Raw genomic sequence first — 26,079 nt, 5'->3', positions numbered from 1 at the left:
CCGACAGAGGCGCGTGCGTTGGCGTCTGAGGCGCATATGGAATGCGATGCCGCGCGACGCAAGGAAATTTTGTCGATAATTCGACGATTTTCGGACCCAGCGTCGCAGGGGTCGCGGAAGCGATTGACACCGCCCTCCATCTCCTTACCTGACACCTCCATGTCCACGCCGAACCACATCACCATGGGCGGCGCGCCGGAGGGATTCGACGCGAGCCTCGTTCTTTCCGAACTCGCGAAATCCGAAGGGGCGGTCGTCCACGTCGCCCGCGACGACAAGCGCCTCGCCGCGATGCAGATGGCGCTCGGATTCTACGATCCCGGCCTGCCGGTCTTCGTGTTTCCGGCCTGGGATTGTCTGCCCTACGACCGCGTGTCGCCCAATGCCGACATTTCGGCGCAGCGGATGGCGGCGCTGGCCGCGCTGGTTCACGGAATGCCCAAGCGGTTCGTGTTGTTGACAACTGTCAACGCCGCCACTCAGCGCATTCCCGCGCGCGACGTGCTGAAGGATGCGGCCTTCGTGGCCGAGGTCGGCAAGCGCGTGGACGAGGCGGCCTTGCGCGACTTCTTCGTGCGGATGGGGTTCACGCAATCGCCGACGGTCCTCGAGCCGGGCGACTACGCCATCCGCGGGGGCATCATCGACGTCTGGCCGCCGGGCGATGGCGGGCCAGTCCGGATGGACTTCTTCGGCGACACGCTCGACGGGGCGCGCCGCTTCGATCCGGGCTCGCAGCGCACGACGGAAAAGCTCGACCTCGTCGAACTGGCCCCGGTGAGCGAGGTGATCCTCGACGAGGCGGCGATCACGCGCTTCCGCCAGGCCTATCGCATCGAGTTCGGCGCGGCCGGTACGGACGATCCGCTTTATGAAGCGGTAAGCGCGGGCAAGAAACATGCGGGGATCGAGCACTGGCTGGGCTTTTTCCACGACAAGCTCGAGACGATCTTCGACTACCTGCCCAAGGCCACGATCTGTCTCGACGATCAAGTGACGCCGGCCCGGCTTGCCCGGTGGGAAGGGGTGAGCGACCAGTACGACAACCGTCACGATGCGATGACGAAGAAGGGTCGCGTGGATTCGGTCTACAAGCCCGCACCGCCCGAGCTGCTCTATCTCGACGACGATGCCTGGGTCGCGGCGACGAAGGCTCACCGGACGATCCGGTTCCACCCGCTCGCGCAGGCGTCGGGACCGAATGTCGTAGATGCGGGCGGTCGGATCGGCCGCAACTTCTCGCCGGAGCGGCAGCAGGAGAACGTGAGCCTTTTCGGGGCGCTGGCCGAGCACATCGCCGCGAAGCGCAAGGAGGGGCAGGTGATCGTCGCCTCCTACTCCGAAGGGGCGCGCGAACGGCTTTCGGGGCTTCTGGAGGACGAGGACGTCTCGGGCATGACCGAGATCCGCGATTTCCGCGACGTGCCGGACGGCAAGGGCGGCCTGTTCCTCGCGGTCTGGGGGCTTGATCACGGGTTCGAGGGCGGTTCGGGCGACGCGCATGTCACCGTCATCTCCGAGCAGGACGTCCTGGGCGACAGGCTGGTGCGCAAGACGCCCAAGACGCGCCGTGCCGAGAACTTCCTGACCGAGGCGCAATCGCTGAGCCCGGGCGACCTGATCGTCCATGTCGATCACGGCGTCGGACGGTATACCGGGCTGGAGGTCGTGACAGCGGCGGGTGCCGCGCATGAATGTATCCTGCTCGAATATGCCGGGGGCGACAGGCTCTATCTCCCCGTCGAGAATATCGAGCTTCTGAGCCGCTTCGGTCACGAGGAGGGCACGCTCGACAAGCTCGGCGGCGGGGCATGGCAGGCGAAGAAGGCCAGGCTGAAGGAGCGGCTGCGGGAGATCGCCGACAGGCTCATCCGGGTGGCCGCGGAACGGCTTCTGAGGAAGGCACCTGCGCTCGATCCGCCGGATCACGCATGGGAGGATTTCTCGGCGCGCTTTCCCTATGACGAGACCGACGACCAGATGAAGGCCATCGAGGACGTCATGACCGACATGGGGTCGGGGACGCCCATGGACCGGCTGGTCGTGGGCGATGTGGGCTTCGGCAAGACCGAGGTCGCGATGCGCGCGGCCTTCATCGCGGCGATGTCTGGAACGCAGGTCGCGGTGATCGCGCCCACCACGCTGCTCGCGCGGCAGCATTACAAATCCTTTGCCGAACGCTTTCGCGGCTTTCCGGTCGAGGTGCGCCAGCTGTCGCGGTTCGTGTCAAAGAAGGACTCCGATCTGGCACGCGAACGGATGGCCGACGGCAAATGCGACATCGTGATCGGCACGCATGCGCTTCTCGCCAAGACCGTGAAGTTCAAGAATCTCGGGCTTCTCGTCATCGACGAGGAGCAGCATTTCGGCGTCAACCACAAGGAACGGCTGAAGCAGCTCAGGACCGATGTCCACGTCCTGACCCTGACCGCGACACCCATTCCGCGTACCTTGCAACTGAGCCTTACCGGCGTGCGGGACCTGAGCATCATCGGCACGCCGCCGGTCGATCGCCTGGCGATCCGCACCTATGTGAGCGAGTTCGACGCGCTGACGATCCGTGAGGCGCTTTTGCGCGAGCATTATCGCGGCGGGCAGAGCTTCATCGTCGTTCCGCGCATCAAGGACCTTCCCGAGATGGAGGAGTTCCTCAAGAACGAAGTGCCCGAGATCACCTATGTCACCGCCAACGGACAGATGGCGGCGGGCGAACTCGACGACAGGATGAACGCATTCTACGACGGGGCCTACGACGTCCTGCTGGCGACGACGATCGTGGAATCCGGCCTCGACATTCCAACGGCCAATACGATGGTGATCCACCGCGCCGACATGTTCGGCCTGTCGCAGCTCTACCAGATCCGCGGACGCGTTGGTCGCGCCAAGACGCGCGCCTATGCGTATCTCACCACGAAACCGCGTGCGAAGCTGACCGATACGGCGCAGAAGCGTCTGCGCGTGCTCGGGTCGCTCGACAGTCTCGGGGCGGGCTTTACGCTCGCCAGTCAGGACCTCGATATTCGGGGGGCGGGCAACCTGGTCGGCGAAGAGCAGTCGGGCCAGATCCGCGAGGTCGGGTACGAACTCTATCAATCGATGCTCGAGGAGACGATTGCCAAGCTGAAATCGGGCGAGCTCGAAGGGATCGACGGGCTCGAGGAGCTCGGCGAATGGAGTCCCCAGATCAATCTGGGCGTGGCCGTTCTCATCCCCGAGGAGTACGTGCCGGACCTCGACGTGCGGCTGGGTCTGTACCGGAGGCTGTCGGAGCTGACGACCAAGGTCGAGCTCGAGGGGTTCGCGGCGGAGCTCATCGACCGGTTCGGCAAGCTGCCGAAGGAGGTCAACACGCTGCTCCTCGTCGTCCGGATCAAGGCCGAGTGCAAGCGGGCGGGTATCGCCAAGCTCGATGCGGGGCCGAAGGGCGCGACGATCCAGTTCTGGGGCGACAAGTTCGGTAACCCGGAGGGCCTCGTGAAGTTCATCGAGAACCAGAAGGGTCAGGCCAAGGTCAAGGACAACAAGATCGTGGTTCGGCGCGACTGGTCGAAGGATGCCGACAAGATCAAGGGATCCTTCGCCATCGCCCAGGATCTGCGGCGCGCGCTCAAGGAAGGCGAGGACGCCTGAGCCGCCCGGCTCAATGGCCGGGCGCGACCTGATCTGCGGGTGCGCCTTCCGCCTCCATCGTGCGGCGCATCAGCAGGTACGCAAGCGCCGAACAGACGAGCGTCCCGGCATAGAGCGGCAGCGGCGTGCCGTCGAATGCGAGGCCGATCGGCACCGCGAGGATCGTCCCGAAGATCGTCGAGATCGAGCCTATCACCGACGCTGCCATTCCCGCGATATGACCGAGCGGCTGCAACGCGAGGGAGTTGAGGTTGCCGAAGGTCAGTCCGATCATGAAATAGACCGAGACGGACCAGCAGAAGAAGACGGGCAAGGCGATCCCCGGTGAAACCCACCCGAGCAGGTCCGCCGCGATGAGCGCGAGCGAGATCAGCGATTGCACGCCATAGGCCCAGATCGCGATCCGGCGCATTCCCAGACGCATCACGAGCGCCGCGTTCACGATCGTGCCGGTCCCCGACAGGATCGCGGTGGCCATGAACCACCATTCGAACGTGTCGCCGAACCCGAGATAGATGTCGTAGATCTGCTGCACGGAGCTTACCAGCGCGAACATCTGGGCCGTGCCGAGCGTCAGGACCGCGATGTAGATACGGACGTCGGCCCGTCTCAGGACCTCGGCCACGGCGAGCCGCATGAGGCCCGCACGCATCGGATGGCGATCGGCGGGGACGAGCGTCTCGGGCTGTCGGATCGTCAGCCAGAGACCCCCCGTCAGTGTGAAAAGCGCGAAGGCCCCGAAGATCGCACGCCAGCCGAACGCGTCGATGATGATGCTTCCCACGGCCGGGCTGACCGCCGGGACAAGCAGAAAGACCATCATCACGAAGGACATGACCTGCGCCATCTGGCGACCCTCGAACCTGTCGCGGATCATCGCCTGCGCCACGATCCGCGGCGCGGCCGCACCGAGCCCCTGGACGAGCCGCGCGGCAAGCAGCGTCTCGAGCGTCTGGGCCTGACTCGCGAGGATGGCCCCCACGATATAGAGCGCGAGGCCACCAACGATGGCGGGCTTCCGGCCCGTCGCGTCGGAGATCGGGCCAGCAAGGAACGTGCCGAGGCCCATTCCGAAGACGAAAGCGGTGACGATGAGCTGGGCGCGGTTAGGATTGTCGGGGCTGAGCGTCGCTGCGATCTCGGGCAGGGCAGGCAGCATCGCATCGATGGTGAAGGCGACGGTCGCAAGCAGCATCGCCATGAGAGCGATGAACTCGAAGCGGCCGGGGTGACGTGACATCAGAAGAACCTCACGCGCGTCCGGTAGGCCTCATGGCCCGGCTGCCGACGCGCCAGAAATCGATCCTCCACCCGCGCCGCATAGACGAGCGCGGCCGACCCCGCAACCGCGGCAAGGCCCGCCGGGAGCGACCCGCCGAGAAGCGCGAGGCCAAGCAGCGACAGGATCTGACCCGCATATTGGGGATGGCGCCGCCGCGCATAGGCTCCGGTCGTGACAAGCCCGACGTCCCAGCCGCTGGTTCCCCTGATCCCGAGATCGAGGATACCGCGACCCTGAACCCAAGTGGCCGCGACGCTGAGCGCCAGACCTCCGACGCCCCACCGGAGCCATGCGGGCAAGTCGAGCGCGTTCCAGTCGGCCGTGGCCGTCCTGATGAGCCCGACATAGATCGCGATCGTCAGGAGCCACGCGGCGATCCCGGTGGCATAGTTTCCGCGTCGAGGCGGCCAGAGCTGCAGGATAAGCCGGTCCGAGACGAACAGGATTACAAGCCAGAGGGAGGATGCGCCCAGCGAGATCCCGAGCCAGAGGATCACCGAGCTGACGAGGCCGCATCACTCACGCAGAGGCGACCCCGGCCTGACGCTCAAGATCGTCGAGCACGTCGTGCCAAAGCGACGTCGGTTGCGCGCCGGGCACGACGTGCTGGTTGGCGACGACGAATGTGGGCACCCCGGTCACGCCGCGCGTGCGGGCATGAGCGTCGCGCGCGGCGATCTCGTCGCGGTCGGCATCGGTTTCGAGGAGGCGAGCCGTCATGTTCCGGTCCATGCCGCAATCGGCCGCGAGATCCGCAAGAACCGCATGGTTGCCGATGTCACGCCCGGCCCGGAAATAGGCATTGAAGAGGGCGGCCACCATCGCCGGTTGCCGCCCTTCGAGCCCTGCCCAATGGATCATCCGATGCGCGTCGAGCGTATTGGGTGTCCGCGCGATCTTGTCGAAGGCGATCTCGACCCCGGCCTTCTCGGCTGCCTCGACGACCGGAGCGTAGGCCTTGACCGCGCCATCCCGACCGCCGAACTTGGCCTCGAGATAGGTTTTGCGATCCATCCCTTCGGCCGGCATGTCGGGATTGAGCTGGAACGGATGCCATTCGATGTCGAAGGGATGGTCTGGCCGCGCCTGAAGCGCGGCATCGAGATTCGCCTTTCCGATGAGGCACCACGGACAGATCGGATCCGACAATATGTCGAGCTTGATCATTCTGTGGCCTTTCCTTGTCGCCGCGCCGGGATCAGGTGTCGCGCCCGATGGGACGTTCGGCAGTGCCGTCATCGCCGAAATCGGCGTCTTCGGAATAGACGTCCTCGCCCTCGGGGATATGCGCGGCGGAGGCGCGGATATTGGCGTTGTCACGGGTTTCGTCCATGACGACGTCGGACGGAGCTGCGCCCTGCAGCCATTCGTTGATCTGGTCGCGCGTGTCGGCCGCGCTCAGGCCTTCACGCTCGGCAAGGTAGGCCTCGAACCGCTCGCGCTCGCCGTCGAGGGTCAGGAGGTCGTTCTCCTCGGTGTTTTCCCAGCGCTGCATGATGGGCTCGACGAAGGCGGGCCAGTTCTGTCTCACGGCATCCCATTGCATGACGGTCTTTCCTTTCGATGGTTCGCCGTGCCAATGCCCGCGCGGGCCGCGGGTTCCGCGCGAAGCATCTACTCCTCCTGCCACCAGACCTCGGGGAGGAAGCCGAGAAAGTCGCCGTAGGCCGGGAGGGTGTCGGGATATTTCAGATCGGCGGCATGGGCGATGTAGCTTTCGGGGCGATACCAGATCGGAATGACATAGCGCCCCGCGGTCAGAACCCGGTCGAGCGCCTTGGTCGCGGCCACGAAATCCTCGTTGCTTTCGGAGGTCAGCATCGCGTCGATCATCGTGTCGGCCGCGGGGCTCTGCATTCCCATCCAGTTGAGCGATCCGTCCTGCGTCGCGGCCTCGGACCCCCAGTAATAGCGCTGTTCGGTACCGGGGCTGAGCGACAGGCCACGTTCGTAATCCGTCATGTCGAAATCGAAGACCTGCGTGCGGGAATTGTACTGCGCCTCGTCGACCTGATTGACGCGCGGTGAGATTCCGATCCGCTGGAGCGCGGAGAGATAGATGTCGATGACCTGCTGGTCGATCGTGTCGCCCTGCCGCAGAAGGATCTCGAAAGTGACGCGGTCGCCCTCGGGGTTCATCAAGACACCGTTCTCGATCACGTAGCCCGCCTCGTCGAGCAGTGCCATCGCGCGACGGAGCGCCTGTCGGTTGCGCTCCGTCCCGTCGCCCTCGGGCAGCGAATAGCCCTCGATCGTGCCGGGGGGAAGTTCGTCCGCGTAAGGTTCGAGAAGCTCGAGCACGCGACCTTCCGCCGGCCCGTGATCCATCCCGAGAACCGAGTTCGAAAAGTACGAGCTGACCCGCGGCAGGCGGCCGCCATTGAGCGTCTGGTTGATGAACTCGAAATTGAAGACTTCGATCAATGCCTGCCGGACCCGCCAATCGTCGAACGGGGCGCGTCGCGTGTTCATGACGAATCCCCAGATGCCGGAAGGGCGTTCATGCGGAATGGCGGATTTGACGATGTCGCCCGAACGTATGGCGGGGAAGTCGTATTGGCTCTGCCATTTCTCGGCGTTGACCTCGCGATGAATGTTCAGGAGGCCGCCCTTCAATGCCTCGAACATCGCGGATTCGTCACCGAAGAACTCCATCCGGATTTCGTCGAGATTGGCTTGCCCCTGCATGAACGGCAGATCCCGGCCCCAGTAATCCGGGTTGCGGCGCAGTGTCACGGATCGTCCCGGTTCGAAGTCCTCGATCACGTAGGGGGCCGTGGAGATCGGAATCGTATCGAGCCCCGATTGAGTGAAGTCGAGGCCGTCCCATTGCGCCTTCTTCAGGATCGGCCGCATCCCCATGATGAGGGCGAGTTCGGGGTTGTCCTCGGAGAACGTGAACCGGACCTTGCGCTCTCCCGTCTGTTCGACGCTTTCTACGGCGGCCCAGCTGTTTGCGTAGCGCGGATGCCCCTCGGTCCCGAGGGTCTCGTAGGACCAGATGACATCCTCGACCGTGACGGGTGTGCCGTCGGAGAAACGCGCCTCGGGGCGGAGCGTGAACTCGACCCATGAGCGGTCGGGCGCGGTCTCGACCGTTTCCGCGAGCAGTCCGTAGAGAGTGAAGGGCTCGTCGTAGGAGCGTCCCATAAGCGATTCGTAGGCCAGCGATCTCAGCTGCCAAGGGACCTTGCCCTTGAGGATGTGGGGATTGAGGGAGTCGAACGTGCCGACCTCGCCCTGAACGATGCGGCCGCCCTTGGGTGCGTCGGCATTGGCATAGGGCAGGGAGGTGAAATCCTCGGGCAGGGCAGGCTCGCCGTACATGGCGATTCCGTGTTCCGGCTGAGCGGTTGCGGGACCTCCGAGCACGATTCCGGCAAGCGTCGCGGCCCCGAGGGCGCAACGGAAAAGGTTCGTTTCCATATCGGATCCTGTCTGCTTTGCCCGTTCTGTGTTTGGCCCAGATTACGGGGGGTTGTGAGTGACAGCAAACATTTAGGATTTGATCCCGGCGCGGAATCGCTTATAACAGATGCACTGCTCGATAGGTTTCTTGCCTGTATGAAACCTGCCTCAATAACTTAACGCCCGCCTTGTGCGGGCGTTTTTTTATTGGCGAGTCCCGGGATGCGCAATGCAGTTCATGCAGGTGATTCCCGATTGGCGGCGATCGACGGATCTGCCGTCATTGATTCCGACTCCCTCCACCGTATCTTGCACCCGCAGAAACGCCGCCATTCAGCGCAGAGGAGCGACCGTCATGGAACTCAAGGGGAAGACCGCGATCGTCACCGGATCGAATTCCGGAATCGGGCTTGGGATCGCTCGCGAACTCGCCAAGGCGGGCGCGGACGTGGTATTGAACTCATTCACCGACAACGACGAGGATCATGCGCTCGCCCGTGAGATCGCGGCAGAACACGGCGTCGAGGCGCGTTATATCAAGGCGGATCTTTCGAAGGGTGACGAGGCACGCGCGTTGATCGAGAAGGCCGGGCGGTGCGACATCCTGGTCAACAATGCGGGCATCCAGCATGTCGCCGCGATCGAGAAATTTCCGACCGAGAAATGGGATGCGATCATCGCGATCAATCTCACCTCCGCCTTCCATACGACGGCAGCGGCGCTTCCGATGATGCGCGAGGCAGGATGGGGGCGCATCGTCAACGTCGCCTCGGCACACGGGCTGACGGCCTCGCCTTACAAGTCGGCCTATGTTGCGGCCAAGCACGGCATCGTGGGCCTGTCGAAGACCGTCGCGCTGGAGACCGCGCGCGAGCCCATCACCTGCAACGCTGTCTGCCCGGGCTACGTGCTGACGCCGCTCGTCGAATCGCAGATCCCCGATACGATGAAGGAATACGATATGGACCGTGACGAGGTGATCGAGAAGGTGCTTCTTGCCCGCCAGCCGTCGAAAGATTTCGTCACTGTCGAACAGCTTGGCGGAACGTGCGTGTTCCTCTGCACCGATGCCGCCGCGCAGATCACCGGCACCGCCATCAGCGTCGATGGCGGCTGGACCGCGCTTTGATCATTCGATGACCCGTCCGAAGATCAATCTGGCGCTTCAGGGCGGCGGTGCGCATGGCGCGTTCACCTGGGGCGTGCTCGACAGGCTGCTCGAAGGCAACGAGGTCGAGATCGCCGCGATCACGGGAACCTCGGCCGGTGCACTCAACGGTGCGGCGGTCAAGGCGGGACTGATCGAGTCCGGGCCGGAAGGTGCGCGCGCGGCGCTCGACTGGGTGTGGTCCCGTGTCGGGCAATTGGCCGATCTGGCCATGCCCGACTGGTTGCAGCCTTTTCTTCCGACGACGCCCCAACTCAGCCACGCAATCGAGATGTCACCTCCCTACGCCTTGGGCGATTTCATCGCGCGCACGACAAGCCCGTATTCCTATGGGCCGTTCTACCGAAACCCTCTCGAGCCGATCGTGCGCGACATGCATTTCGGTCGGATCTGTGCGGGAGACGGACCCGCACTTTTCATCTGCGCGACGAACGTTCGGTCGGGCAAGATCCGGATCTTTTCCGGGGAAGAGATCACGCCTGACGCAATCATGGCGTCGGCCTGCCTTCCGACGCTTTTCCAGGCCGTCGAGATCCCGGGAGAGGACGGCACGCTGGAGGCCTATTGGGACGGCGGATATTCCGGCAATCCGGCGCTTTTCCCGCTGTTCCGGCCTGAGCTTCCGTCGGATATCGTCATCGTCAACATCAATCCGCTCTATCGCGATGACCTACCCTACGCGCCACATGAAATCATGAACAGGGTCAATGAGATAAGCTTCAATTCTTCATTGCTGCGTGAACTTCGGTCGATCCACTTCGTGCAGCGGCTTCTGGATGACGGAACGATTGCAGAAGGGGCCATGAAGCGCCTGCATATCCACATGATTTCCGATGACGACCTGATGGCAGACCTGTCCGTCGCAACCAAGACTGTACCGTCCGCGCTGATCATCCAGCGTCTGAAAGAGGCCGGACGGAAACAGGCAGATCGATTTATCGAGACGCAGTACGACGCGCTCGGGACCCGGCCGTCGGTGGATCTGCGTGAAATGTTCGACTGATCATTCCGCCGCGTGGGCGGGATTGTCGATCGCGGGTTTCGCAGGGTTCTTGGGATTGGGATAGACGAGCCCCGCCGAGATGACGAGCTTCGCCGCATCCTCGACGCTCATGTCCAGATCGATCACGTCGCTTTTCAACACGAAGAGCAGGAACCCCGACGTAGGGTTCGGGGTGGTTGGCAGGAACACCGCCATCTTGTCGTCCGGCGATGGGATCTTGTCCACGATCTCGCCCTTGGCTTCGGTCGAGACGAAGCCGATCGCCCAGAGGCCCTTGCGCGGATATTCGACCAGCACAGCCTTGTCGAAGGACGTATCGGACTGGGCGAAGACAGTCTCGGCGATCTGCTTCAGTCCGTTATAGACCGAACGCACGATCGGCATCCGGTCGACCAGCCCCTCTCCCCAACGCAGAAGCGATCGGCCGATCAGCCCCTTGGCGAGCCAGCCCACGATCACAGTGAAGATCAGGAAGAAGATCACCCCGACGCCGCGCAGGTTTATCCCGATATATTGCTCGGGCTTGAAGCGGTTCGGGACGAAAGGCAGCACGAAGCCGTCGACCCATCCGATCACCGCCCAGATGAGCCATATCGTCAGGCCGATCGGTGCGATCACCACCAGGCCGGTCAGGAAATTCGCTCTCAGCCCCCCGAACGGGGGCCGGCGTTTCTGGTTGTCGTCCTTGGGCAAGATGATCGCGATCCCGGGGTTTGATTACCGGATCAATCTAGGGCAGGGCGCGTCCGCCTACAATGACGGGGCGGCCCCGTCGATCGCCTCTCGTCTCAATGCGCCGATCTCGTGGGCGATGGAGGCTGCGAGACGCGCATTGTTCAGCACCAGTGCGATATTCGCTTCGAGCGAGCGGCCTTCCGTCATCTCGAAGACCCTGGCAAGAAGGAAGGGCGTCACGGATTTGGCCGAGATTCCCTCTTTGCGGGCCTCTGCCAGCGCGGCGTCGATCACGGGGGCGAGCTCCTCGGCGGGGATCTCGTGCTCGGCCGGGATCGGGTTGGCGATCAGCTGGCCACCCGGCAACCCCATCGCGCCGCGCATCAGGTGCGATGCTGCAATGTCGGCAGCCCGGTCGAGCCGGAGCGGTGCGGGATAGGGCGAACTCGCCGACCAGAAGGCCGGGATCGTGTCCTGTCCGTAGGCGATGACCGGCACACCAAGGGTTTCGAGCATCTCCCAGGTCTTGCGAAGGTCGAGGATGGCCTTGGCACCCGCGGCGACCACCGTGACGGGCGTTTCGGAGAGCTCCCGAAGATCAGCCGAGACGTCAAAGGTCACACCGGCACCGCGATGGACACCGCCGATCCCGCCGGTAGCAAAGACCTCGATACCCGCGAGGCGCGCGCCGATCATCGTGCCTGCGACCGTGGTGGCCCCGGTCCCGCCGGTGGCGATCGCCACGGCAAGGTCCGCGCGCGAAAGCTTTGCGACGCCGCCCGATTGCGCGAGCGCGTCGAGCTGATCGTCGGTGAGCCCCACGTGGAGCGTCCCGTCGAGCACGGCAATCGTCGCGGGGACGGCATCGGCGGCGCGGATCTCCGCCTCGACCTGACGCGCGGTCTCGACGTTGCGGGGCCAGGGCATGCCATGGGTGATGATCGTCGATTCGAGCGCGACGATCGGTCGACCATCCTCCTTGGCGGAGGCGACTTCGGGGGAAAGCGAAAGGGGAAGTGTCATGTCGGGGTCTCTCCGGAAACATGTGCGGCCGCAGCGACGAGAGCTGCGCGAAGCGCGTCCTCGCCGGTTTCGCCGCGCAGCTCGGCGGCGATATGGGCGGCCATGAAACTGTCGCCTGCACCGGTGACGCGGGTCACGGTGACCTGCGGCGGGCGGGCCTCGATCGTGCCCGACGCATCCGCCATGGCGCAGGGCGCAGGACCGTTCGTCACGAGGACGCGCGACGCCCCGCGCGCGACAAGGGCACGGGCGGCCTCGGGGGCGGTGTCGACCTTGGCACCGAGCAGCAGGCCGGCCTCTTCGAGATTGACGTAGATCACCGCGCGGGGATGGCGCAGGAGCGGCAGGAGGCGTAGCGCCTTGCCGGTCGAGGCCGGAGCGACGCGCAGATCCGCGGCACCTAGCCAGGGGCCCGTCGCGATCCGTGCCAGAAGATCTTCCGAGAGGTTGCCGTCCAGCGCCGCAACGCCCGTGAAGGGCCGCTCGTCGGATCCGAGCCGTCCGTCGATCAACGGACGAAGGATCTTGTCGCCGGCCTCTTCGAGCGAATGCGCATCCGCGATCGCGGCAACGAGGCCGTTGGCACCCTCGATCGCCATGTAGCGGTCCGTCGGGAGGTCCTCGGACAGGTAGAGCATCTCGGTGCCGATACCGCGCGCACGGGCGAGGGCGGCGATTGCCTCGCCCTCCGCATCGCGGCCCACCGCGCTCAGCAGATCTGGTGACAGTCCGAGCCGGACGAGCCCCAGCGCGATGTTGAGGGCGACGCCGCCCGGATCGCGGGTGATCCGTCCCGCGACGTCGTGGCCCAATGCCATGGTCCTCGGGGTGCGCCCGATCGTGTCCCACAGGACCGATCCGATACAGATAACGCGCGTTTCCATCCTGCCGGTGATTGCGCCACCCGCGATCCGCGCGCAAGTCCCCCTGATCGGCGATGTGGCGCGGAAACCATCCCTGCGACTTGCAATCGGCGACCGAAGGCTGTAACGCGACGGCACTTCACAGGCGGGGCTCGGGTCCCCGGGGGAGACATCCCCGAAGGATCCACCGGTTGGGGCAAACCCCTCAAACAGCTTCGCCGAGGTTCGAAACCGGAAAAAGGACAGACAAATGGCTCTTCCCGAGTTCTCTTTGCGTCAGCTGCTCGAGGCTGGCGTACACTTCGGTCACCAGACCCAGCGGTGGAATCCCCGCATGGGCGAGTACATCTACGGTGATCGCAACGGCATCCACATTCTCGACCTGACGCAGACCGTGCCGCTGCTCGACCAGGCGCTGCAGGTGATCCGCGACACCGTGGCCAAGAACGGCCGCATCCTCTTCGTCGGCACCAAGCGCCAGGCACAGAAGCCCATCGCCGACGCGGCCGAGCGCTGCGCGCAGTACTACATGAACCACCGCTGGCTCGGCGGTACGCTCACCAACTGGAAGACAGTTTCGCAGTCGATCAACCGCCTGAAGGAAATCGACGCGCGGATGAGCGAAGGTGCCGAAGGCCTGACCAAGCGCGAGCGCCTGTCGCTGGAACGCGATCAGGCCAAGCTCGAAGCCTCGCTCGGCGGGATTCGCGAGATGGGCGGTGTTCCGGACCTTCTCTTCGTGATCGACGTGAACAAGGAAGATCTGGCCATCGCCGAAGCCAAGAAGCTCGGCATCCCGGTCGTGGCCATCGTCGACACGAACTGCTCGCCCGAAGGCGTGGATTACGTCATTCCCGGCAATGACGACGCCGCGCGTGCGATCGCGCTCTATTGCGATCTGGTGAGCCGCGCCGCGCTCGACGGCATGTCGGCGCAGCTTGGCGCCGCTGGTGTCGACATGGGCGCGATGGAAGACATGAGCGAAGAGGTCGAGGAAGTCCACGAGACGCCCGCAAATGTCGAGGACACGCTGGCCGTGAGCGACGAGACCGTCGCGAACGACGCGGTCGCCAAGGACGCGCCCTACGATCTCGACAACAAGGAGAAGGGCGAGGCCTGAGCCTCATCCTTCCGACATGACGATGTGATATCGGGGCGGGCAGGGCGGCGATCCGCAGGCCCGCCCCGACCCATTCGAAAGACCTACGAGGAGAGCCAAGATGGCGATCACCGCTGCAGACGTGAAGAAGCTCCGCGAAGCCACCGGCGCGGGCATGATGGACGCCAAGAAGGCGCTGACCGAGACCGATGGCGACATGGATGCGGCCATCGACTGGCTGCGCACGAAGGGCCTTGCAAAGGCCGCGAAGAAGGCTGACCGCACCGCGGCCGAGGGCCTCGTCGCCGTCAAGGTCGAAGGCGGCCGCGGCGTTGCGGTCGAGGTCAATTCCGAGACCGACTTCGTCGCCAAGAACGAGGAGTTCCAGAAGCTCGTCTCCGACATCGCGAATGTCGCGATCGGCGTCGATGACGTTGCTGCCCTGAACGAGACGGATCTCGGCGGCAAGCATGTCAAGGAACGCCTGACCGATGCAATCGCCAAGATCGGCGAGAACATGACGCTGCGCCGGATGGAGACGCTCACGGGCGAGAACGTCGCGGCCTATGTCCACAACGCCGCCGCCGAAGGAATGGGCAAGATCGGGGTTCTCGTGGCCTATACCGGCTCGGACGAGACGGTCGCGCGCCAGATCGCGATGCACATCGCTGCCGTGAAACCTGCGGCCCTGAACGAGGCCGAACTCGACAGTTCGATCGTCGAAAAGGAAAAGCACGTCCAGATGGAGATCGCCCGCGAAAGCGGCAAGCCCGAGCAGGTCATCGAGAAGATGATCGAGGGCCGGATGAAGAAGTTCCTGTCGGAAGTGACGCTCGTCAATCAGGCGTTCGTCGTCGATCCCGACAAGACTGTCGCCGAAGCTGCGAAGGATGCGGGCATCGAGATCACTGGCTTCGCCCGCGTCGAAGTCGGCGAAGGCATCACGGTGGAGAAGGAAGACTTTGCTGCCGAGGTGAAGAAGGCCGCCGCGACCTGATTGCGATTGCAGATACGTCAAATGGAAAGGCGCTCTCCGGAGCGCCTTTTTTCGTTGTGCATTTGGTAAGTTGAAAGGGGGGTACGAACAGAACGCATCTGCAACACGAAGTTAGTCGCGAAATCGTATAACCAGAATTATGTAATTTCTGCGTCGGTCAGATCGTCATCGATGTCGGAGGTATTCGTTTCGCCGCTCATATTCGCGATCACCATGATCCAGAGAACGAACGGGATCGCGATAAAACCGCCGATCGGCCCCCAGAGCCACAGGAAGAAGACAAGTGCGACGAACACCAACAGCGGATTGAGCGCAAGCGAAGCGCCGATGGCGGATGGTGTGACGAATTGCGCCTCGATCAGGTTGAGCCCCAGGAAGGTCATGGCCGGAAGCATGGCGTAGGCCCCATCGAAAACCACGACGCCCGCAAGCGCCAGCGCGACGAACAGGATCGCAGGTCCGAGATAGAGAACGAAGTTCAGCAAGGTCGTCGCAACACCCCAAAGATAGAAGCTCGGCATACCGATGAAGTAGAATGCCAGTGTCACAGCACAGCCGAAGAGTACGTTTACCACGGTGATCGTCAAGAAGTACCGGGCCACGTGTCTCTCGGCCAGAAGAAGTCGCAGCGCGATCGTTTCCTCGACGCCGCGCGGGGTCAGGCGCCGGGCCACCCATCCGTAGATCTCCTGTCGCGTAAGCACGAAGAAGAAGAGCACGCCGACAAACGTGATGGTCTGGCCTGCCACGGACGGTGCGAGAAACAGCGCATCGGTCGTCGACGGGATCACCGAGCCACCTTCGCCGTCGCCATCCGTGCCGGCACCCCCCATGGCGCGCTGGACTTCCTCGCCAGCATTCTCGATGCCGCGGATCGCATTCTGGAATTCCACGAGCGTCCCACGCACTTCGTTCTGGATCTGCGGCCAGGCTTCGACGATCTGTCCCGCGACAGGAAGCGCCAGCGATGCGATGAGGACGATGACGCCGATCGCCAGAAACAGGGATGCCAGCGCACCGATCATTCGCGGTGCGCCGATCCGTTCCCAGAAGTCGGAAATTGGTGAGAGGACGATTCCGACGACGACTGCAAGCAAGGTCGGCGCGAGGATCGACTTGGCAAGACTCATGCCGATTGCCGCGGCGACGAGGCCCGCGCCGATCATCGCGATATGGGCTGCCGTGCGGATCCGCTCGGCCTGTCTCGTCTGCATGGCCCTCAAACGCGGAAGGTGCCCGCCGGTTCCCGCTTTAACCGAGCGCGTAGCCCGCGCCCCTGACCGTCCGGATCGGATCGGCTCCGCCATGCACGCCGAGCGCCTTGCGCAGCCGTCCGACATGGACATCGACCGTCCGGCTGTCGACATAGATGTCGCGCCCCCAAACCCGATCGAGAAGCTGCTCTCGGCTGTAGACGCGGCCGGGCTTTTCCATGAAGGTCGCGAGAAGCCTGAACTCCGTCGGTCCGAGCTTGATCTCCTGATCCGCACGCCGCACGCGGTGACTTTCGGGATCGAGCGAGATTTCCTCATGGGTCAACGTCTGTCCCACGGACGCCGGCCGCGAGCGACGGAGATGCGCGCGGATGCGGGCCATGAGCTCGGCGACCGAATAGGGTTTCGTAACGTAATCATCGGCACCGGTCTCGAGCCCGCGAACGCGGTCATGCTCTTCGGTGCGGGCCGACAGCATGATGACCGGAACACCCTGCCCCTCGCCCGTTCGTTTCAGCTGGCGGCAGATCTCGATGCCGGAGACGCCCGGTAGCATCCAGTCGAGCACCACGAGATCGGGTTCGCATTCGCGGAAGAGCTGGAGCGCCTCGTCGCCGGTCTCGGCGCGTGTAACGGCATATCCCTCGGCCTCGAGGTTGTAAGCGAGGATTTCGCGTTGCGAAACTTCGTCCTCGACGATCAGGACTTGTGGAGGTGCCATCGCATCAGTCCTCGAACGGCTGGACGGAAGTCGTGTCGCGCTTGGTCCGCTCCTTCTCGGGCGAACTACCGGTGACCGAATAGACGATCTGATCGGCGATCGACGTGACGTGATCCCCCATGCGCTCGATGTTCTTCGCGATGAAGTGGAGATGCATGCACGCCGTGATGTTGCGCGGATCCTCCATCATGAATGTAAGAAATTCGCGGAAGAGCGCGTTGTACATCTGGTCGATATCCGCATCCCGGTCGCGCACTTCGAGCGCCAGTTCCGCGTCGCGCTGGATATAGGCGTCGAGCACGTCGTGCAGCATTCTCTGTACCTCGCGCGCCATGCGGCGGATCGATTGGGAGGCACCTTCCTGTGGCGGTAACTTGTTGAGAACGAATGTCCGCTTGGCCAAGTTCTTGGAGTAGTCGCCGACGCGTTCGAGATTGGCGGAGATCTTGATGACGCTCAGAACAAGGCGCATGTCGGACGCGATCGGTGCGCGCAGCGCGACAAGCTTTGCGGCTTCCTCGTTGATGCGTTCCTCGAGATCGTCAACGGCCTGGTCACGCTCGCGGACCTTCATCGCGAGCTCTTCGTCGCGCGTCTCGAGCGAGGTCGCGGCGTCCATGATCGCCTCTTCGACGAGGCCGCCCATCTTGAGCAGAAGCGCCTGGATAGCCTCAAGATCGCGGTCGAAGGCCGAGGAGATGTGGGATGACTGATTCACTGTTTTTCTCCTACCCGATCCGTCCGGTGATGTAGCTTTCGGTCCGGCTGTCCTTGGGGTTGGTGAAGATCTCGTCGGTGTCGTTGTATTCGACGAGATCGCCGAGGTGGAAGAACGCGGTCTTCTGGCTGACACGCGCGGCCTGCTGCATCGAGTGTGTGACGATCACCACCGAATATTCCTGGCGCAGCTCGTCGATAAGTTCCTCGACCTGGCCCGTCGCGATGGGATCGAGCGCAGAGCACGGTTCGTCCATCAGGAGGACTTCGGGTTCGGTCGCGACCGCCCGCGCAATGCAGAGCCGCTGTTGCTGACCGCCAGAAAGGCCGGTGCCCGGTGCGTGCAGCCGGTCCTTCACCTCGTTCCAGATTGCCCCACGCCGGAGGGCACGCTCGACGATATCGTCGAGATCCGCCTTGTTCCGAGCCAGCCCATGAATTTTGGGTCCGTAGGCCACGTTGTCGTAGATCGATTTCGGAAACGGGTTGGGCTTCTGAAAAACCATGCCAACCTTGGCGCGGAGCTGAACCGGATCGACGCGCTTGTCGTAGATGTCCTCGTCATCGATGCGAATGTCGCCGGTGACACGGCAGACATCGATCGTATCGTTCATGCGATTGAGACAGCGAAGGAAGGTCGACTTGCCGCAGCCCGAAGGTCCGATGAAGGCTGTGACCGTCTTGTCGAGGATGCCGACGGTCACGTCCTTGATGGCATGGTTCGGCCCGTAGTAGACGTTCACGGCCTTTGCCGCGATCTTGATATCCTCGGCGCTGGTCACGGTCTTCTCCGAAAGTTGGGTGTCGTACATCTTTTAACCTTTCTACCAGCGGCGCTCAAATCGGCGACGCAGGAGGATCGCGATCGCGTTCATCGCGAAGAGGAAGATCAGCAGGATGATGATCCCGCCCCAGGCACGTTCGTAATAGGCCGGATCGGCGCGCTTGGCCCATTCGTAGATCTGTGCGGGCATGGCCGAGTTCGGATCGAGGAACCCCGAGGCGATCCCGTCGGGATAGTTCGTCGCGACATAACCCACCATTCCGATCAGCAGCAGCGGTGCCGTCTCGCCCAAGGCCTGGGCCAGACCGATGATCGTGCCCGTCAGAATGCCCGGCATGGCCAGCGGCAGGACATGGTGAAAGACGGCCTGCATCTTGCTCGCGCCAACGCCGAGAGCTGCATCCCGGATGCTGGGCGGGACCGATTGCAGCGATGCGCGCGTCGCGATGATGATCGTGGGAAGTGTCATCAGCGTCAGCACCAACCCACCCACGAGCGGAGCCGATTGCGGAAGCTCCATGAATTGGATGAACATGGCAAGGCCGAGGATACCGAACACGATCGACGGTACGGCCGCGAGGTTCGAGATGTTGACCTCGATGATGTCGGTCAGGCGGTTCTTGGGGGCAAATTCCTCGAGATAGATCGAGGCCGCCACGCCGATCGGCAAGGCGAGGGCGAGAACCACCAGCATCATGAAAAACGACCCCATCATCGCGACACCGATCCCGGCCTGTTCGGGCCGTGATTCAGACGCGTCACTGCCGAAGACGAAGTCCCAGTTGAACCGTTTGACCACGTCGCCGCTATCGCGCAGCGCATCGACGATATCGAGATGCGCAGCGTCGATGTTGCGATCGCGCGCGATGCTGTCGCGGCTTACTCGCCCCTTGAAATAGCCGTCCACCCGGCTTGTCGCGAGGATGTTGAACTCGACCGTTTGTCCAATGAGTTCCGGATCCGCGAGAACCTGGTTCCTAATCTGAGCGGCCGCCGATTTCGAAAAGAGCGCGTCGAGATCCCCGGCGTCGAGGTCGGTCTCGATCCCTCGTGCGTCGACCAGATCGGCCATCGCGGTCTCGAGGATCGGCGCATAGCCGAAGGTCGAAACGCTGCTCATCTCCGCTGGATCGCGATTGCCCTCGGGGTCGAGCGTTTCGGCATTCAGATAGACGGGCACCTGGATAAAGGTTTGCTGAAACGCCGTCACGCCGTTCCAGAGGATCGATCCCAACAGAAAGATCAGGAAGAAGACGCCGATCCCGATTGCGGAGATGCCGTAGATGCGGAACCGCTTTTCGGCGGCGTTGCGCTTGCCGGTTCGGTCGTCGACCGCGATGATCGATTTCCTGCGCGGTGCCGCCCGGCCGCTGCCGTGGGTCGCGTCGGTCATTCATATTGCTCCCGGTATCTGCGCACGATGTAGAGCGCGAAGACGTTGAGCCCGAGCGTCACGACGAAGAGCGTCATGCCGAGGGCGAAGGCGACCAGCGCCTCGGGCGAGGAAAAGTCGGCGTCCCCGGTCAGCTGGCTCACGATCTTGGCGGTGACGGTCGTCATCGCCTCGAAGGGATTACCGCTGATCCGTGCCGCGGCCCCTGCCCCGAGCACGACGATCATCGTCTCGCCGATGGCCCGGCTTGCGGCGAGCAGTACGGCACCGACGATCCCGGGAAGCGCGGCGGGCAGGACGACCTGCTTGATCGTCTCGGATTTCGTGGCGCCGAGCCCGTATGACCCGTCGCGCATGCTTTGCGGAACGGCATTGATGACGTCATCGCTGAGCGAACTCACGAAGGGAATAAGCATGATGCCCATCACAAGTCCCGCGGTCATCACCGCCGTTCCCGCACGCATCCAGCCAAGCCCGTCGCTGCCGAACACGCCGAGCAGCATGGGCCCCACTGTCAAGAGAGCGAATAGTCCGTAGACGATCGTCGGAATGCCGGCGAGGATCTCGAGCGCGGGTTTCGCGATGCCACGGACACGCCTACTCGCATATTCGGCGAGATAGACCGCCGCGAAGAGCCCGATCGGCACCGAGACAAGCAGTGCGATGAATGAGATGTAGAGCGTGCCCCAGAGCAGCGGCAGGATCCCGAGCTGCGAGTCGCCCCCGAATGACGGGCGCCACGTGGTCGAAAAGAAAAAGTCGGATGCCGGATAGATCCGGAAGAATTCGACCGTGTTAAAGATCAGCGACAGAACGATGCCGAGCGTCGTGAGGATTGCGATACAGGCGGCCGAGACGAGGATCAGGTGAACGCCCTGCTCGACGATGTTTCGCGCGCGGAACATCCCGTTGCTTTGCCGCATACCATAGGCAAAGCCTCCAACGGCCAGTGCCAGGCCCAGGATCGACATGAGCAGCCTACCGCGGCTCGACATCGTGCGGTATCCTTGCGCTGCGCGCAGCACCGGTTCGCTAACTTCCGAACCGAGCGCGACCCCCGCCTGGCCGAGCACTGACCGGATGGCACCGGGATCGACTTGCAGTTCGGAGACTTCCTGCGCAGACAGCACCCCCTGCTCGATCGCGCTTTCAAGCCCGTAGGCAAGCCTGCGCACGTCCGACATGACGAGGCTGGCGTTGCGCGAGTCGCTGACTGCTGCCTCCTCGACGAGTGAGCCGATCCGCATCTCGACCACCAGCGGCTGGAAGACGAGCCAGATCGCAATAAGCACCAGGGCAGGCACCGCGGTTTTCAGTGCGACGTTGAGACCGTAGTAATTCGGCAGGGAATGAAGCAGACGACCATCTCCGTCGACGCTCGAGAGCGCTCGCCGTCGCCCGAGCGCATAGCCGGCCAGCGCCAGCACGACGATGATGCCGATGAGCCAGAGAATGGGCATCGTGCGGAAATCCTCGGATTGAACGTCGAAAGAAAGGGATTGCGGCGGGCGATGCGCCTGGCACCACCCGCCGCGAGGAGTCTAGCAGATCAGGATTCTTCGCTCATCGTCGTCTCGTTGGCGATCTTCTCCTGCGTCGCTTCCAGTTCCGGATCGGGGACCAGGCCGTAATCGGCGAGCGGACCGCCGGAACCCGCGATCTCGTCGGCGACGAAGAACTGCGCGAATTCCTTCAGACCCGGGATGACGCCGATATGCGCCTTCTTGATGTAGAAGTAGAGCGGACGCGAGACGGGATATTCGCCGCTCGAGATGGTCTCGACGGTCGGCTCGACGCCGCCCATCGTGGCGACCTTAAGAGAATCGGTATTGTTCTCGTAGAACGCCAGACCGAACACGCCGACACCGTCGGGGTTGGAATTGATGCGCGCGAGCGTCTCGGTGTAGTCGCCGTCGATATCGACCGCGGCACCGTCGGCGCGGACCTGCATGCAGGCGCTTTCGGCCTCGTCTTCGGACATGCCGATCTCGATCATCGCGTCCATCGCGCCGGTATCCTCGCAGCCCTGGAGCATGACCTGCTCCTCGAACACCTCGCGGGTGCCGTGACGCGTGCCGGGGATGAAGGTCGTGATCTCGACCTCGGGAAGATCGCCGTTCACGTCCGACCAGTTCGCGTTCGGATTGGCCGCCATCGCGCCGTCCTGCGGCAGTTCCGAAGCGAGAGCCTGATACCAGTCGGCGGGTTCGAAGGCGGTGAAATCGGGGCCGTCGATCTGGCTTGCGAAGACGATGCCGTCATAGCCAATGCGAACCTCGATAATCTCCTCGACGCCGTTCGCGGCGCAGGTCTCGATTTCGCCCTCGCGCATCGGACGACTGGCATTGGCGATGTCGATCGTGTTCTCGCCAACGCCTTCGCAGAAGCGGCTCAGCCCTGCCGAGGATCCGCCGGATTCGACGACGGGTGTCGGGTAGTCGAAATTCTCTCCGAAGGCTTCAGCCACAATCGAGGCATAGGGAAGAACGGTCGAGGATCCCGCGACCTGGACGTTGTCGCGGCTCTGCGAAAATGCGGGGCCGACGGCTGCGACGGCCATCGCGGCCGTTGCGGCGGTAAGCTTGTAGATGGACATGGAGCGTCTCCTGTTATCTTGCCGGGCCGCGTCGGATCCGCGACCTTCGCCGCCGGGTTACGCCAGCCGCGCATCTCTTTTGTAACACGTTTGTAATGGTTTTGTGACAATCGTCGTGGTCACGCGGTCTTCGTCGGAAGGAGGACCGAGAAGCAGCTCCCCTGCCCGATCTCGGACGAGATCCGCAGACGCCCGCGATGGCGCGACAGGATATGCTTGACGATTGCGAGCCCGAGCCCGGTGCCCCCCACTTCGCGCGATCGATGCGTATCCACGCGGTAGAACCGCTGCGTCAGTCTGGGCAAGTGAAGCGGGTCGATGCCGGCACCGTTGTCGGTGATGTCGATCCTGACACCGGGGCCGCGCAGTTCGCGGATATGGGGATCGACCGTGAGATCGACCGTAACCGTCCCGCCGCCATACTTGATCGCGTTCTCCAGCAGATTGACGAAGACCTGACGAAGCTGATCGTTATCGCCGGGCACGACCACCGGATCCGGAGGCGGGACGAACTCGATCCGGGTCTCGCGCTCGGCCGAGATCGTTCCCAGCAAGGCTTTTACCTGCTGGATGAGCGATGGCAGATCGACCTCTTCGGTGGGCTTCACGCGTGCTGCGGCCTCGACACGGCTGAGCGACAGGAGGTCCTGGACCAGACGGTTCATCCGGTTGGCCTCGCCCGCCATTGTCGCCAGGAACCGATCCCGCGCCACCTGGTCATTCCGTGCAGGCCCTTGCAGCGTCTCGATATATCCCATCAGAGCTGTCAAAGGTGTGCGCAATTCATGGCTGACATTCGCCACGAAATCACGCCGCATCTGTCCCGCCTCTGCCGCGAGGGTGCGGTCCTCGAAGCTGACGAGGATGCCAGCCCCCGCCACGGCGACGTTCGCGGCCCAAATCATGTCGCGATCGCCGTCATGGCTCGTGTAGTCGACGTTTCGCGTCAACCGGTCCCGGCCGACCCCCTCGATCGTGTCGATGAGGGCCGGCTGACGCAGTGCCGCGACGTAGTGCCGCCCGACCAGTCCCTGCCCGAGCAGCCCCGAGGCGTTCGCGTTCATCGCGAGGATCCGCTCGCGCGGGCCGATCAGCAGGGCGGGCAGCGGCAGTGCTTCGAGAAGCTCGCCGAGCTCGCTCTCGGTCATCCGTTCGCTGCCGCGCGGATCGCGGTCTCGAATTCCTCACAGAGCAGATCGGCGGGCTCTACACCGACCGAAACGCGAAAGGACCCCTCGGAAAGGCCGAGCGCTGCGCGCTCCTCCGCACTCAGCGCACGATGGGACGAGGTGGCGGGATGGCTCAGCGTCGTTCCGATGTCGCCGAGCGTCGGGGCGAAGGCAATGTCGCGGGCGGCCTCGACCAGTCGGTTGGCCGCTTGCCGTCCGCCTTCGATCTCGAACGTCACCATGTTGCCGGTCCGATCGCCGAGCAATGCACGGGCCCGGTCGTGATCGGGGTGATCGGCGCGTCCCGGATAGATCACGCGAACGACACCCGGCAGGCCGTCGAGATGCTCTGCGAGCGCGCGTGCGTTGTCCTCGGCCCGGTCGTAGCGCAGCTCGAAAGAATGAAGTCCCCGCTCGGCCAGCCAGCAGTCGAACGGGCTTGCCGTCAGACCGAGCGTCGAGGCGAAGCCCAGCATCGCAGCATTGCGTTCGGGATCGCGAGCGACGACGTAGCCGAGCGTTGCATCGGAATGGCCAGCCAGCAGCTTCGTCACGGAATGGATGACGATGTCGGCCCCATGATCGAGCGGTTGGACGGCCCTCGGCGTTGTGAAAGTGTTATCGACCGCGAGAAGGATCCCGCGATCCCTGGCGAGCGCCGCAATGCCGTCGAGATCGGCGATCCGCAAGGTCGGGTTCGAGACGATCTCGATCAGGATCATCCGCGTCTCCGGGCGCAGAGCGGCTTCGATTTGCGCGAGATCGGTCGGATCGGCGACGGATGTTGCAATGCCCATGCGCGGAAGTTCGGTCTTCATCATCCTGAGAGACCGGCCGTAGAGCTGCGACGCACCGAGGAGATGTTCGCCGGCCTCGAGGTTACCGAGTACCGCCGCAGTAACCGCCGCCATGCCAGAGCCGACGACGATTCCGCCGGAAGCATTTTCGAGAGCGTCGATCTTGCGTGCGAGCACATCGGCGTTGGGATGGGCCTCGCGCGCGTAGGAATACCCCTCGGCGCGTCCTTCGTAGATGTCGTCGAGAGCATCGGGAGATTTCGCTGCGTAGACGACCGACGGTTGCAGCGGCGTGCCGAGCGGGCGGCTCGTCCCTTCCGGCCAGGGCGTCCGGCGAACCGGGGTCCGGGCGCTCATCGCGGACCTCCGAGTGCGGTGAGCCCGGCCATGAACCGTGCTGCGTTTTCCTGGTAATGGCGCGCCGATGCTTCGAGCCCGGCGATCGCTTCGTCATCGAGCTCGCGAACGACTTTTCCGGGTGCGCCCACGACGAGCGATCCATCGGGGATCTCCTTACCCTCCGTGACGAGCGCGCATGCCCCGATCAGGCAATTGCGGCCGATCTTCGCGCCGTTGAGGATCGTGGCACCCATCCCGACCAGGGAATTGTCGCCGATGGTGCAGCCATGCAGCATCGCCCGGTGACCGATCGTGCAGTTCCGGCCGATCGTCAGCGGGAATCCCATATCCGTGTGAAGGACCGAATTCTCCTGAATGTTCGATCCTTCGCCCAACCGGATCTCTTCGTTGTCGCCGCGCAGGGTCGCACCGAACCAGACCGAGGATCGCGCCTCCAGAACGACTTTCCCGATGACGTTGGCATCGGGAGCGACCCAGACGGTACCGTCCGGGTCGAGAAGAGGCGTGTGGTCGTCGAGAGCATAGATCATGTGCGGTCCTCGAATTCGGATTGCAGCTCTCTGACGTGCTGCAACAGGTTTGGCTGCTGCGCGCGGCGCAGGCGCGCCGCGGTGATGATCGTCTTGAGACGCCGTTCGGTCTCGTCGAGATCGTCGTTGACGAGGACGAAGTCATAGCCGTCCCAATGGCTGATCTCGTCCCAGCTCTTGTCCATGCGGCGGGCGATGGTGGTGGAATCATCCTGGCCACGCGCCTCGAGCCTGCGCCGCAGCTCGATCATCGAGGGCGGCAGCAGAAAGATCGACAAGGTATGCGTCGTCAGCGGTGAGTTGCGGATCTGTTGCGCGCCCTGCCAGTCGATGTCGAAGAGCACGTCCTTTCCGGCGGCGATAGCGCGCTCGACCGGTTTGCGGGGCGATCCGTAGAAGTTGCCGAAGACATGCGCATGTTCCAGCATGTCGCCATCCGTTACATGCCGACGGAACTCTTCCTCGCCAACGAAGTAATAGTCACGCCCCTCGACTTCGTTCTCACGCGGAGAGCGCGTCGTCGCAGAAACCGAGAAGAGGATCGAGGGATCCCATGCGTTCAGCCTGCGGGCGAGCGTCGACTTGCCTGCACCCGAGGGGGAACTCAGGATGATGAGAAGACCGCGGCGGTCCTGTCCGTCTGTCATAGG

The 26,079-nt window shown here is 63.6% G+C and carries 24 protein-coding genes; 5 read left to right on the top strand and 19 right to left on the bottom strand.

Annotated elements, in window-relative coordinates; translation table 11 throughout:
• The first annotated feature begins 159 nt into the window (after positions 1-159).
• A complete protein-coding gene (gene mfd / locus RVY76_RS05500) occupies positions 160-3,630 on the top strand; it encodes a transcription-repair coupling factor (RefSeq protein WP_317376379.1) in 3,471 nt (1,156 codons plus the stop codon).
• Positions 3,631-3,640: 10 nt separating this feature from the next.
• On the opposite strand, the gene RVY76_RS05495 is transcribed toward mfd, so the two are convergent.
• The 5 genes from RVY76_RS05495 to RVY76_RS05475 all read right to left on the bottom strand — a co-directional run bounded on the left by RVY76_RS05495 (position 3,641) and on the right by RVY76_RS05475 (position 8,338).
• Positions 3,641-4,870 carry a multidrug effflux MFS transporter gene (locus RVY76_RS05495; protein WP_317376378.1) on the bottom strand — a complete coding sequence of 410 codons (1,230 nt, stop codon included), beginning with the start codon at positions 4,868-4,870 and terminating at the stop codon, positions 3,641-3,643.
• Positions 4,870-5,409, bottom strand: coding sequence for a methyltransferase family protein (locus RVY76_RS05490; protein WP_317376377.1), 540 nt, complete (start codon positions 5,407-5,409; stop codon positions 4,870-4,872). Before RVY76_RS05490 ends, RVY76_RS05495 begins: the two co-directional genes overlap by 1 nt.
• A gap of 22 nt (positions 5,410-5,431) precedes the next feature.
• On the bottom strand, positions 5,432-6,079 hold the full coding sequence (locus RVY76_RS05485) for a DsbA family oxidoreductase (RefSeq protein WP_317376376.1): 648 nt from the start codon (positions 6,077-6,079) through the stop codon (positions 5,432-5,434).
• Positions 6,080-6,110: 31 nt separating this feature from the next.
• The gene (locus RVY76_RS05480) at positions 6,111-6,458 is read right to left on the bottom strand and encodes a hypothetical protein (protein WP_317376375.1); all 348 of its coding nucleotides are present in this window, start codon (positions 6,456-6,458) and stop codon (positions 6,111-6,113) included.
• Between the two features lie 68 nt (positions 6,459-6,526).
• Positions 6,527-8,338: an extracellular solute-binding protein gene (locus RVY76_RS05475; RefSeq protein ID WP_317376374.1), complete on the bottom strand. Its 1,812-nt coding sequence runs from the start codon at positions 8,336-8,338 to the stop codon at positions 6,527-6,529.
• Positions 8,339-8,675: 337 nt separating this feature from the next.
• Between RVY76_RS05475 and RVY76_RS05470 the strand changes: the two genes are divergently transcribed.
• Complete coding sequence (locus RVY76_RS05470) at positions 8,676-9,449, top strand: 3-hydroxybutyrate dehydrogenase (RefSeq protein WP_317376373.1); 774 nt, start codon at positions 8,676-8,678, stop codon at positions 9,447-9,449.
• 7 nt (positions 9,450-9,456) lie between these two features.
• Positions 9,457-10,491, top strand: coding sequence for a patatin-like phospholipase family protein (locus tag RVY76_RS05465; RefSeq protein WP_317376372.1), 1,035 nt, complete (start codon positions 9,457-9,459; stop codon positions 10,489-10,491).
• Here the strand turns inward: RVY76_RS05465 and RVY76_RS05460 are convergent, their stop codons facing one another.
• Genes RVY76_RS05460 through RVY76_RS05450 form a run of 3 tightly spaced genes read right to left on the bottom strand, consistent with a single transcriptional unit; the run spans position 10,492 to position 13,073 of the window.
• Positions 10,492-11,190, bottom strand: a complete 699-nt coding sequence (locus RVY76_RS05460) for a DUF502 domain-containing protein (protein ID WP_317376719.1) — start codon at positions 11,188-11,190, stop codon at positions 10,492-10,494.
• A gap of 51 nt (positions 11,191-11,241) precedes the next feature.
• The gene (locus RVY76_RS05455; protein WP_317376371.1) at positions 11,242-12,189 is read right to left on the bottom strand and encodes a pseudouridine-5'-phosphate glycosidase; all 948 of its coding nucleotides are present in this window, start codon (positions 12,187-12,189) and stop codon (positions 11,242-11,244) included.
• Entirely contained in the window at positions 12,186-13,073 is an 888-nt protein-coding gene (locus RVY76_RS05450; RefSeq protein WP_317376370.1) for a PfkB family carbohydrate kinase, read from the bottom strand. The genes RVY76_RS05455 and RVY76_RS05450 overlap by 4 nt, the downstream gene beginning before the upstream one ends.
• Before the next feature lie 229 nt (positions 13,074-13,302).
• On the opposite strand from RVY76_RS05450, the gene rpsB reads away from it, so the two are divergent.
• Together rpsB and tsf are read left to right on the top strand one after the other, a co-directional pair.
• Complete coding sequence (gene rpsB, locus RVY76_RS05445; RefSeq protein ID WP_317376369.1) at positions 13,303-14,172, top strand: 30S ribosomal protein S2; 870 nt, start codon at positions 13,303-13,305, stop codon at positions 14,170-14,172.
• 100 nt (positions 14,173-14,272) lie between these two features.
• Entirely contained in the window at positions 14,273-15,148 is an 876-nt protein-coding gene (tsf, locus tag RVY76_RS05440; RefSeq protein WP_317376368.1) for a translation elongation factor Ts, read from the top strand.
• 137 nt (positions 15,149-15,285) lie between these two features.
• Here tsf and RVY76_RS05435 read toward each other — a convergent pair whose 3' ends face one another.
• From RVY76_RS05435 to gmk, 11 genes are all read right to left on the bottom strand, one after another.
• Entirely contained in the window at positions 15,286-16,362 is a 1,077-nt protein-coding gene (locus RVY76_RS05435) for an AI-2E family transporter (RefSeq protein ID WP_317376367.1), read from the bottom strand.
• Positions 16,363-16,399: 37 nt separating this feature from the next.
• The gene (phoB, locus tag RVY76_RS05430; RefSeq protein ID WP_317376366.1) at positions 16,400-17,083 is read right to left on the bottom strand and encodes a phosphate regulon transcriptional regulator PhoB; all 684 of its coding nucleotides are present in this window, start codon (positions 17,081-17,083) and stop codon (positions 16,400-16,402) included.
• 4 nt (positions 17,084-17,087) lie between these two features.
• A complete protein-coding gene (gene phoU / locus RVY76_RS05425) occupies positions 17,088-17,801 on the bottom strand; it encodes a phosphate signaling complex protein PhoU (RefSeq protein WP_317376365.1) in 714 nt (237 codons plus the stop codon).
• Positions 17,802-17,811: 10 nt separating this feature from the next.
• On the bottom strand, positions 17,812-18,612 hold the full coding sequence (pstB, locus tag RVY76_RS05420; protein ID WP_317376364.1) for a phosphate ABC transporter ATP-binding protein PstB: 801 nt from the start codon (positions 18,610-18,612) through the stop codon (positions 17,812-17,814).
• A 12-nt stretch (positions 18,613-18,624) separates the two neighbouring features.
• Complete coding sequence (gene pstA, locus RVY76_RS05415) at positions 18,625-19,977, bottom strand: phosphate ABC transporter permease PstA (protein ID WP_317376363.1); 1,353 nt, start codon at positions 19,975-19,977, stop codon at positions 18,625-18,627.
• Positions 19,974-21,437, bottom strand: a complete 1,464-nt coding sequence (gene pstC / locus RVY76_RS05410; protein WP_317376362.1) for a phosphate ABC transporter permease subunit PstC — start codon at positions 21,435-21,437, stop codon at positions 19,974-19,976. Before pstC ends, pstA begins: the two co-directional genes overlap by 4 nt.
• 89 nt (positions 21,438-21,526) lie before the next feature.
• On the bottom strand, positions 21,527-22,573 hold the full coding sequence (locus tag RVY76_RS05405; RefSeq protein WP_317376361.1) for a substrate-binding domain-containing protein: 1,047 nt from the start codon (positions 22,571-22,573) through the stop codon (positions 21,527-21,529).
• Between the two features lie 119 nt (positions 22,574-22,692).
• On the bottom strand, positions 22,693-23,721 hold the full coding sequence (locus tag RVY76_RS05400) for an ATP-binding protein (RefSeq protein WP_317376360.1): 1,029 nt from the start codon (positions 23,719-23,721) through the stop codon (positions 22,693-22,695).
• The gene (locus tag RVY76_RS05395; RefSeq protein ID WP_317376359.1) at positions 23,718-24,896 is read right to left on the bottom strand and encodes a trans-sulfuration enzyme family protein; all 1,179 of its coding nucleotides are present in this window, start codon (positions 24,894-24,896) and stop codon (positions 23,718-23,720) included. Before RVY76_RS05395 ends, RVY76_RS05400 begins: the two co-directional genes overlap by 4 nt.
• Positions 24,893-25,429, bottom strand: coding sequence for a gamma carbonic anhydrase family protein (locus tag RVY76_RS05390; protein WP_317376358.1), 537 nt, complete (start codon positions 25,427-25,429; stop codon positions 24,893-24,895). Before RVY76_RS05390 ends, RVY76_RS05395 begins: the two co-directional genes overlap by 4 nt.
• Entirely contained in the window at positions 25,426-26,076 is a 651-nt protein-coding gene (gene gmk / locus RVY76_RS05385; RefSeq protein WP_317376357.1) for a guanylate kinase, read from the bottom strand. The genes RVY76_RS05390 and gmk overlap by 4 nt, the downstream gene beginning before the upstream one ends.
• Between the last annotated feature and the right edge of the window lie 3 nt (positions 26,077-26,079).

The organism is Palleronia sp. LCG004, from assembly GCF_032931615.1.
Lineage (GTDB): Bacteria > Pseudomonadota > Alphaproteobacteria > Rhodobacterales > Rhodobacteraceae > Palleronia.
This window is presented reverse-complemented; position numbering and strand designations above follow the sequence as displayed.

What these genes read in the sequence shown, in the direction of transcription:
- mfd (WP_317376379.1), top strand. Translation starts at nt 160, where the DNA reads ATGTCCACGCCGAACCACATCACCATGGGCGGCGCGCCGGAGGGATTC.
- RVY76_RS05495 (WP_317376378.1), bottom strand. Translation starts at nt 4,870, where the DNA reads ATGTCACGTCACCCCGGCCGCTTCGAGTTCATCGCTCTCATGGCGATG.
- RVY76_RS05485 (WP_317376376.1), bottom strand. Translation starts at nt 6,079, where the DNA reads ATGATCAAGCTCGACATATTGTCGGATCCGATCTGTCCGTGGTGCCTC.
- RVY76_RS05480 (WP_317376375.1), bottom strand. Translation starts at nt 6,458, where the DNA reads ATGCAATGGGATGCCGTGAGACAGAACTGGCCCGCCTTCGTCGAGCCC.
- RVY76_RS05475 (WP_317376374.1), bottom strand. Translation starts at nt 8,338, where the DNA reads ATGGAAACGAACCTTTTCCGTTGCGCCCTCGGGGCCGCGACGCTTGCC.
- RVY76_RS05470 (WP_317376373.1), top strand. Translation starts at nt 8,676, where the DNA reads ATGGAACTCAAGGGGAAGACCGCGATCGTCACCGGATCGAATTCCGGA.
- RVY76_RS05465 (WP_317376372.1), top strand. Translation starts at nt 9,457, where the DNA reads ATGACCCGTCCGAAGATCAATCTGGCGCTTCAGGGCGGCGGTGCGCAT.
- RVY76_RS05455 (WP_317376371.1), bottom strand. Translation starts at nt 12,189, where the DNA reads ATGACACTTCCCCTTTCGCTTTCCCCCGAAGTCGCCTCCGCCAAGGAG.
- RVY76_RS05450 (WP_317376370.1), bottom strand. Translation starts at nt 13,073, where the DNA reads ATGGAAACGCGCGTTATCTGTATCGGATCGGTCCTGTGGGACACGATC.
- rpsB (WP_317376369.1), top strand. Translation starts at nt 13,303, where the DNA reads ATGGCTCTTCCCGAGTTCTCTTTGCGTCAGCTGCTCGAGGCTGGCGTA.
- tsf (WP_317376368.1), top strand. Translation starts at nt 14,273, where the DNA reads ATGGCGATCACCGCTGCAGACGTGAAGAAGCTCCGCGAAGCCACCGGC.
- RVY76_RS05435 (WP_317376367.1), bottom strand. Translation starts at nt 16,362, where the DNA reads ATGCAGACGAGACAGGCCGAGCGGATCCGCACGGCAGCCCATATCGCG.
- phoB (WP_317376366.1), bottom strand. Translation starts at nt 17,083, where the DNA reads ATGGCACCTCCACAAGTCCTGATCGTCGAGGACGAAGTTTCGCAACGC.
- pstB (WP_317376364.1), bottom strand. Translation starts at nt 18,612, where the DNA reads ATGTACGACACCCAACTTTCGGAGAAGACCGTGACCAGCGCCGAGGAT.
- pstA (WP_317376363.1), bottom strand. Translation starts at nt 19,977, where the DNA reads ATGACCGACGCGACCCACGGCAGCGGCCGGGCGGCACCGCGCAGGAAA.
- pstC (WP_317376362.1), bottom strand. Translation starts at nt 21,437, where the DNA reads ATGCCCATTCTCTGGCTCATCGGCATCATCGTCGTGCTGGCGCTGGCC.
- RVY76_RS05405 (WP_317376361.1), bottom strand. Translation starts at nt 22,573, where the DNA reads ATGTCCATCTACAAGCTTACCGCCGCAACGGCCGCGATGGCCGTCGCA.
- RVY76_RS05400 (WP_317376360.1), bottom strand. Translation starts at nt 23,721, where the DNA reads ATGACCGAGAGCGAGCTCGGCGAGCTTCTCGAAGCACTGCCGCTGCCC.
- RVY76_RS05395 (WP_317376359.1), bottom strand. Translation starts at nt 24,896, where the DNA reads ATGAGCGCCCGGACCCCGGTTCGCCGGACGCCCTGGCCGGAAGGGACG.
- RVY76_RS05390 (WP_317376358.1), bottom strand. Translation starts at nt 25,429, where the DNA reads ATGATCTATGCTCTCGACGACCACACGCCTCTTCTCGACCCGGACGGT.
- gmk (WP_317376357.1), bottom strand. Translation starts at nt 26,076, where the DNA reads ATGACAGACGGACAGGACCGCCGCGGTCTTCTCATCATCCTGAGTTCC.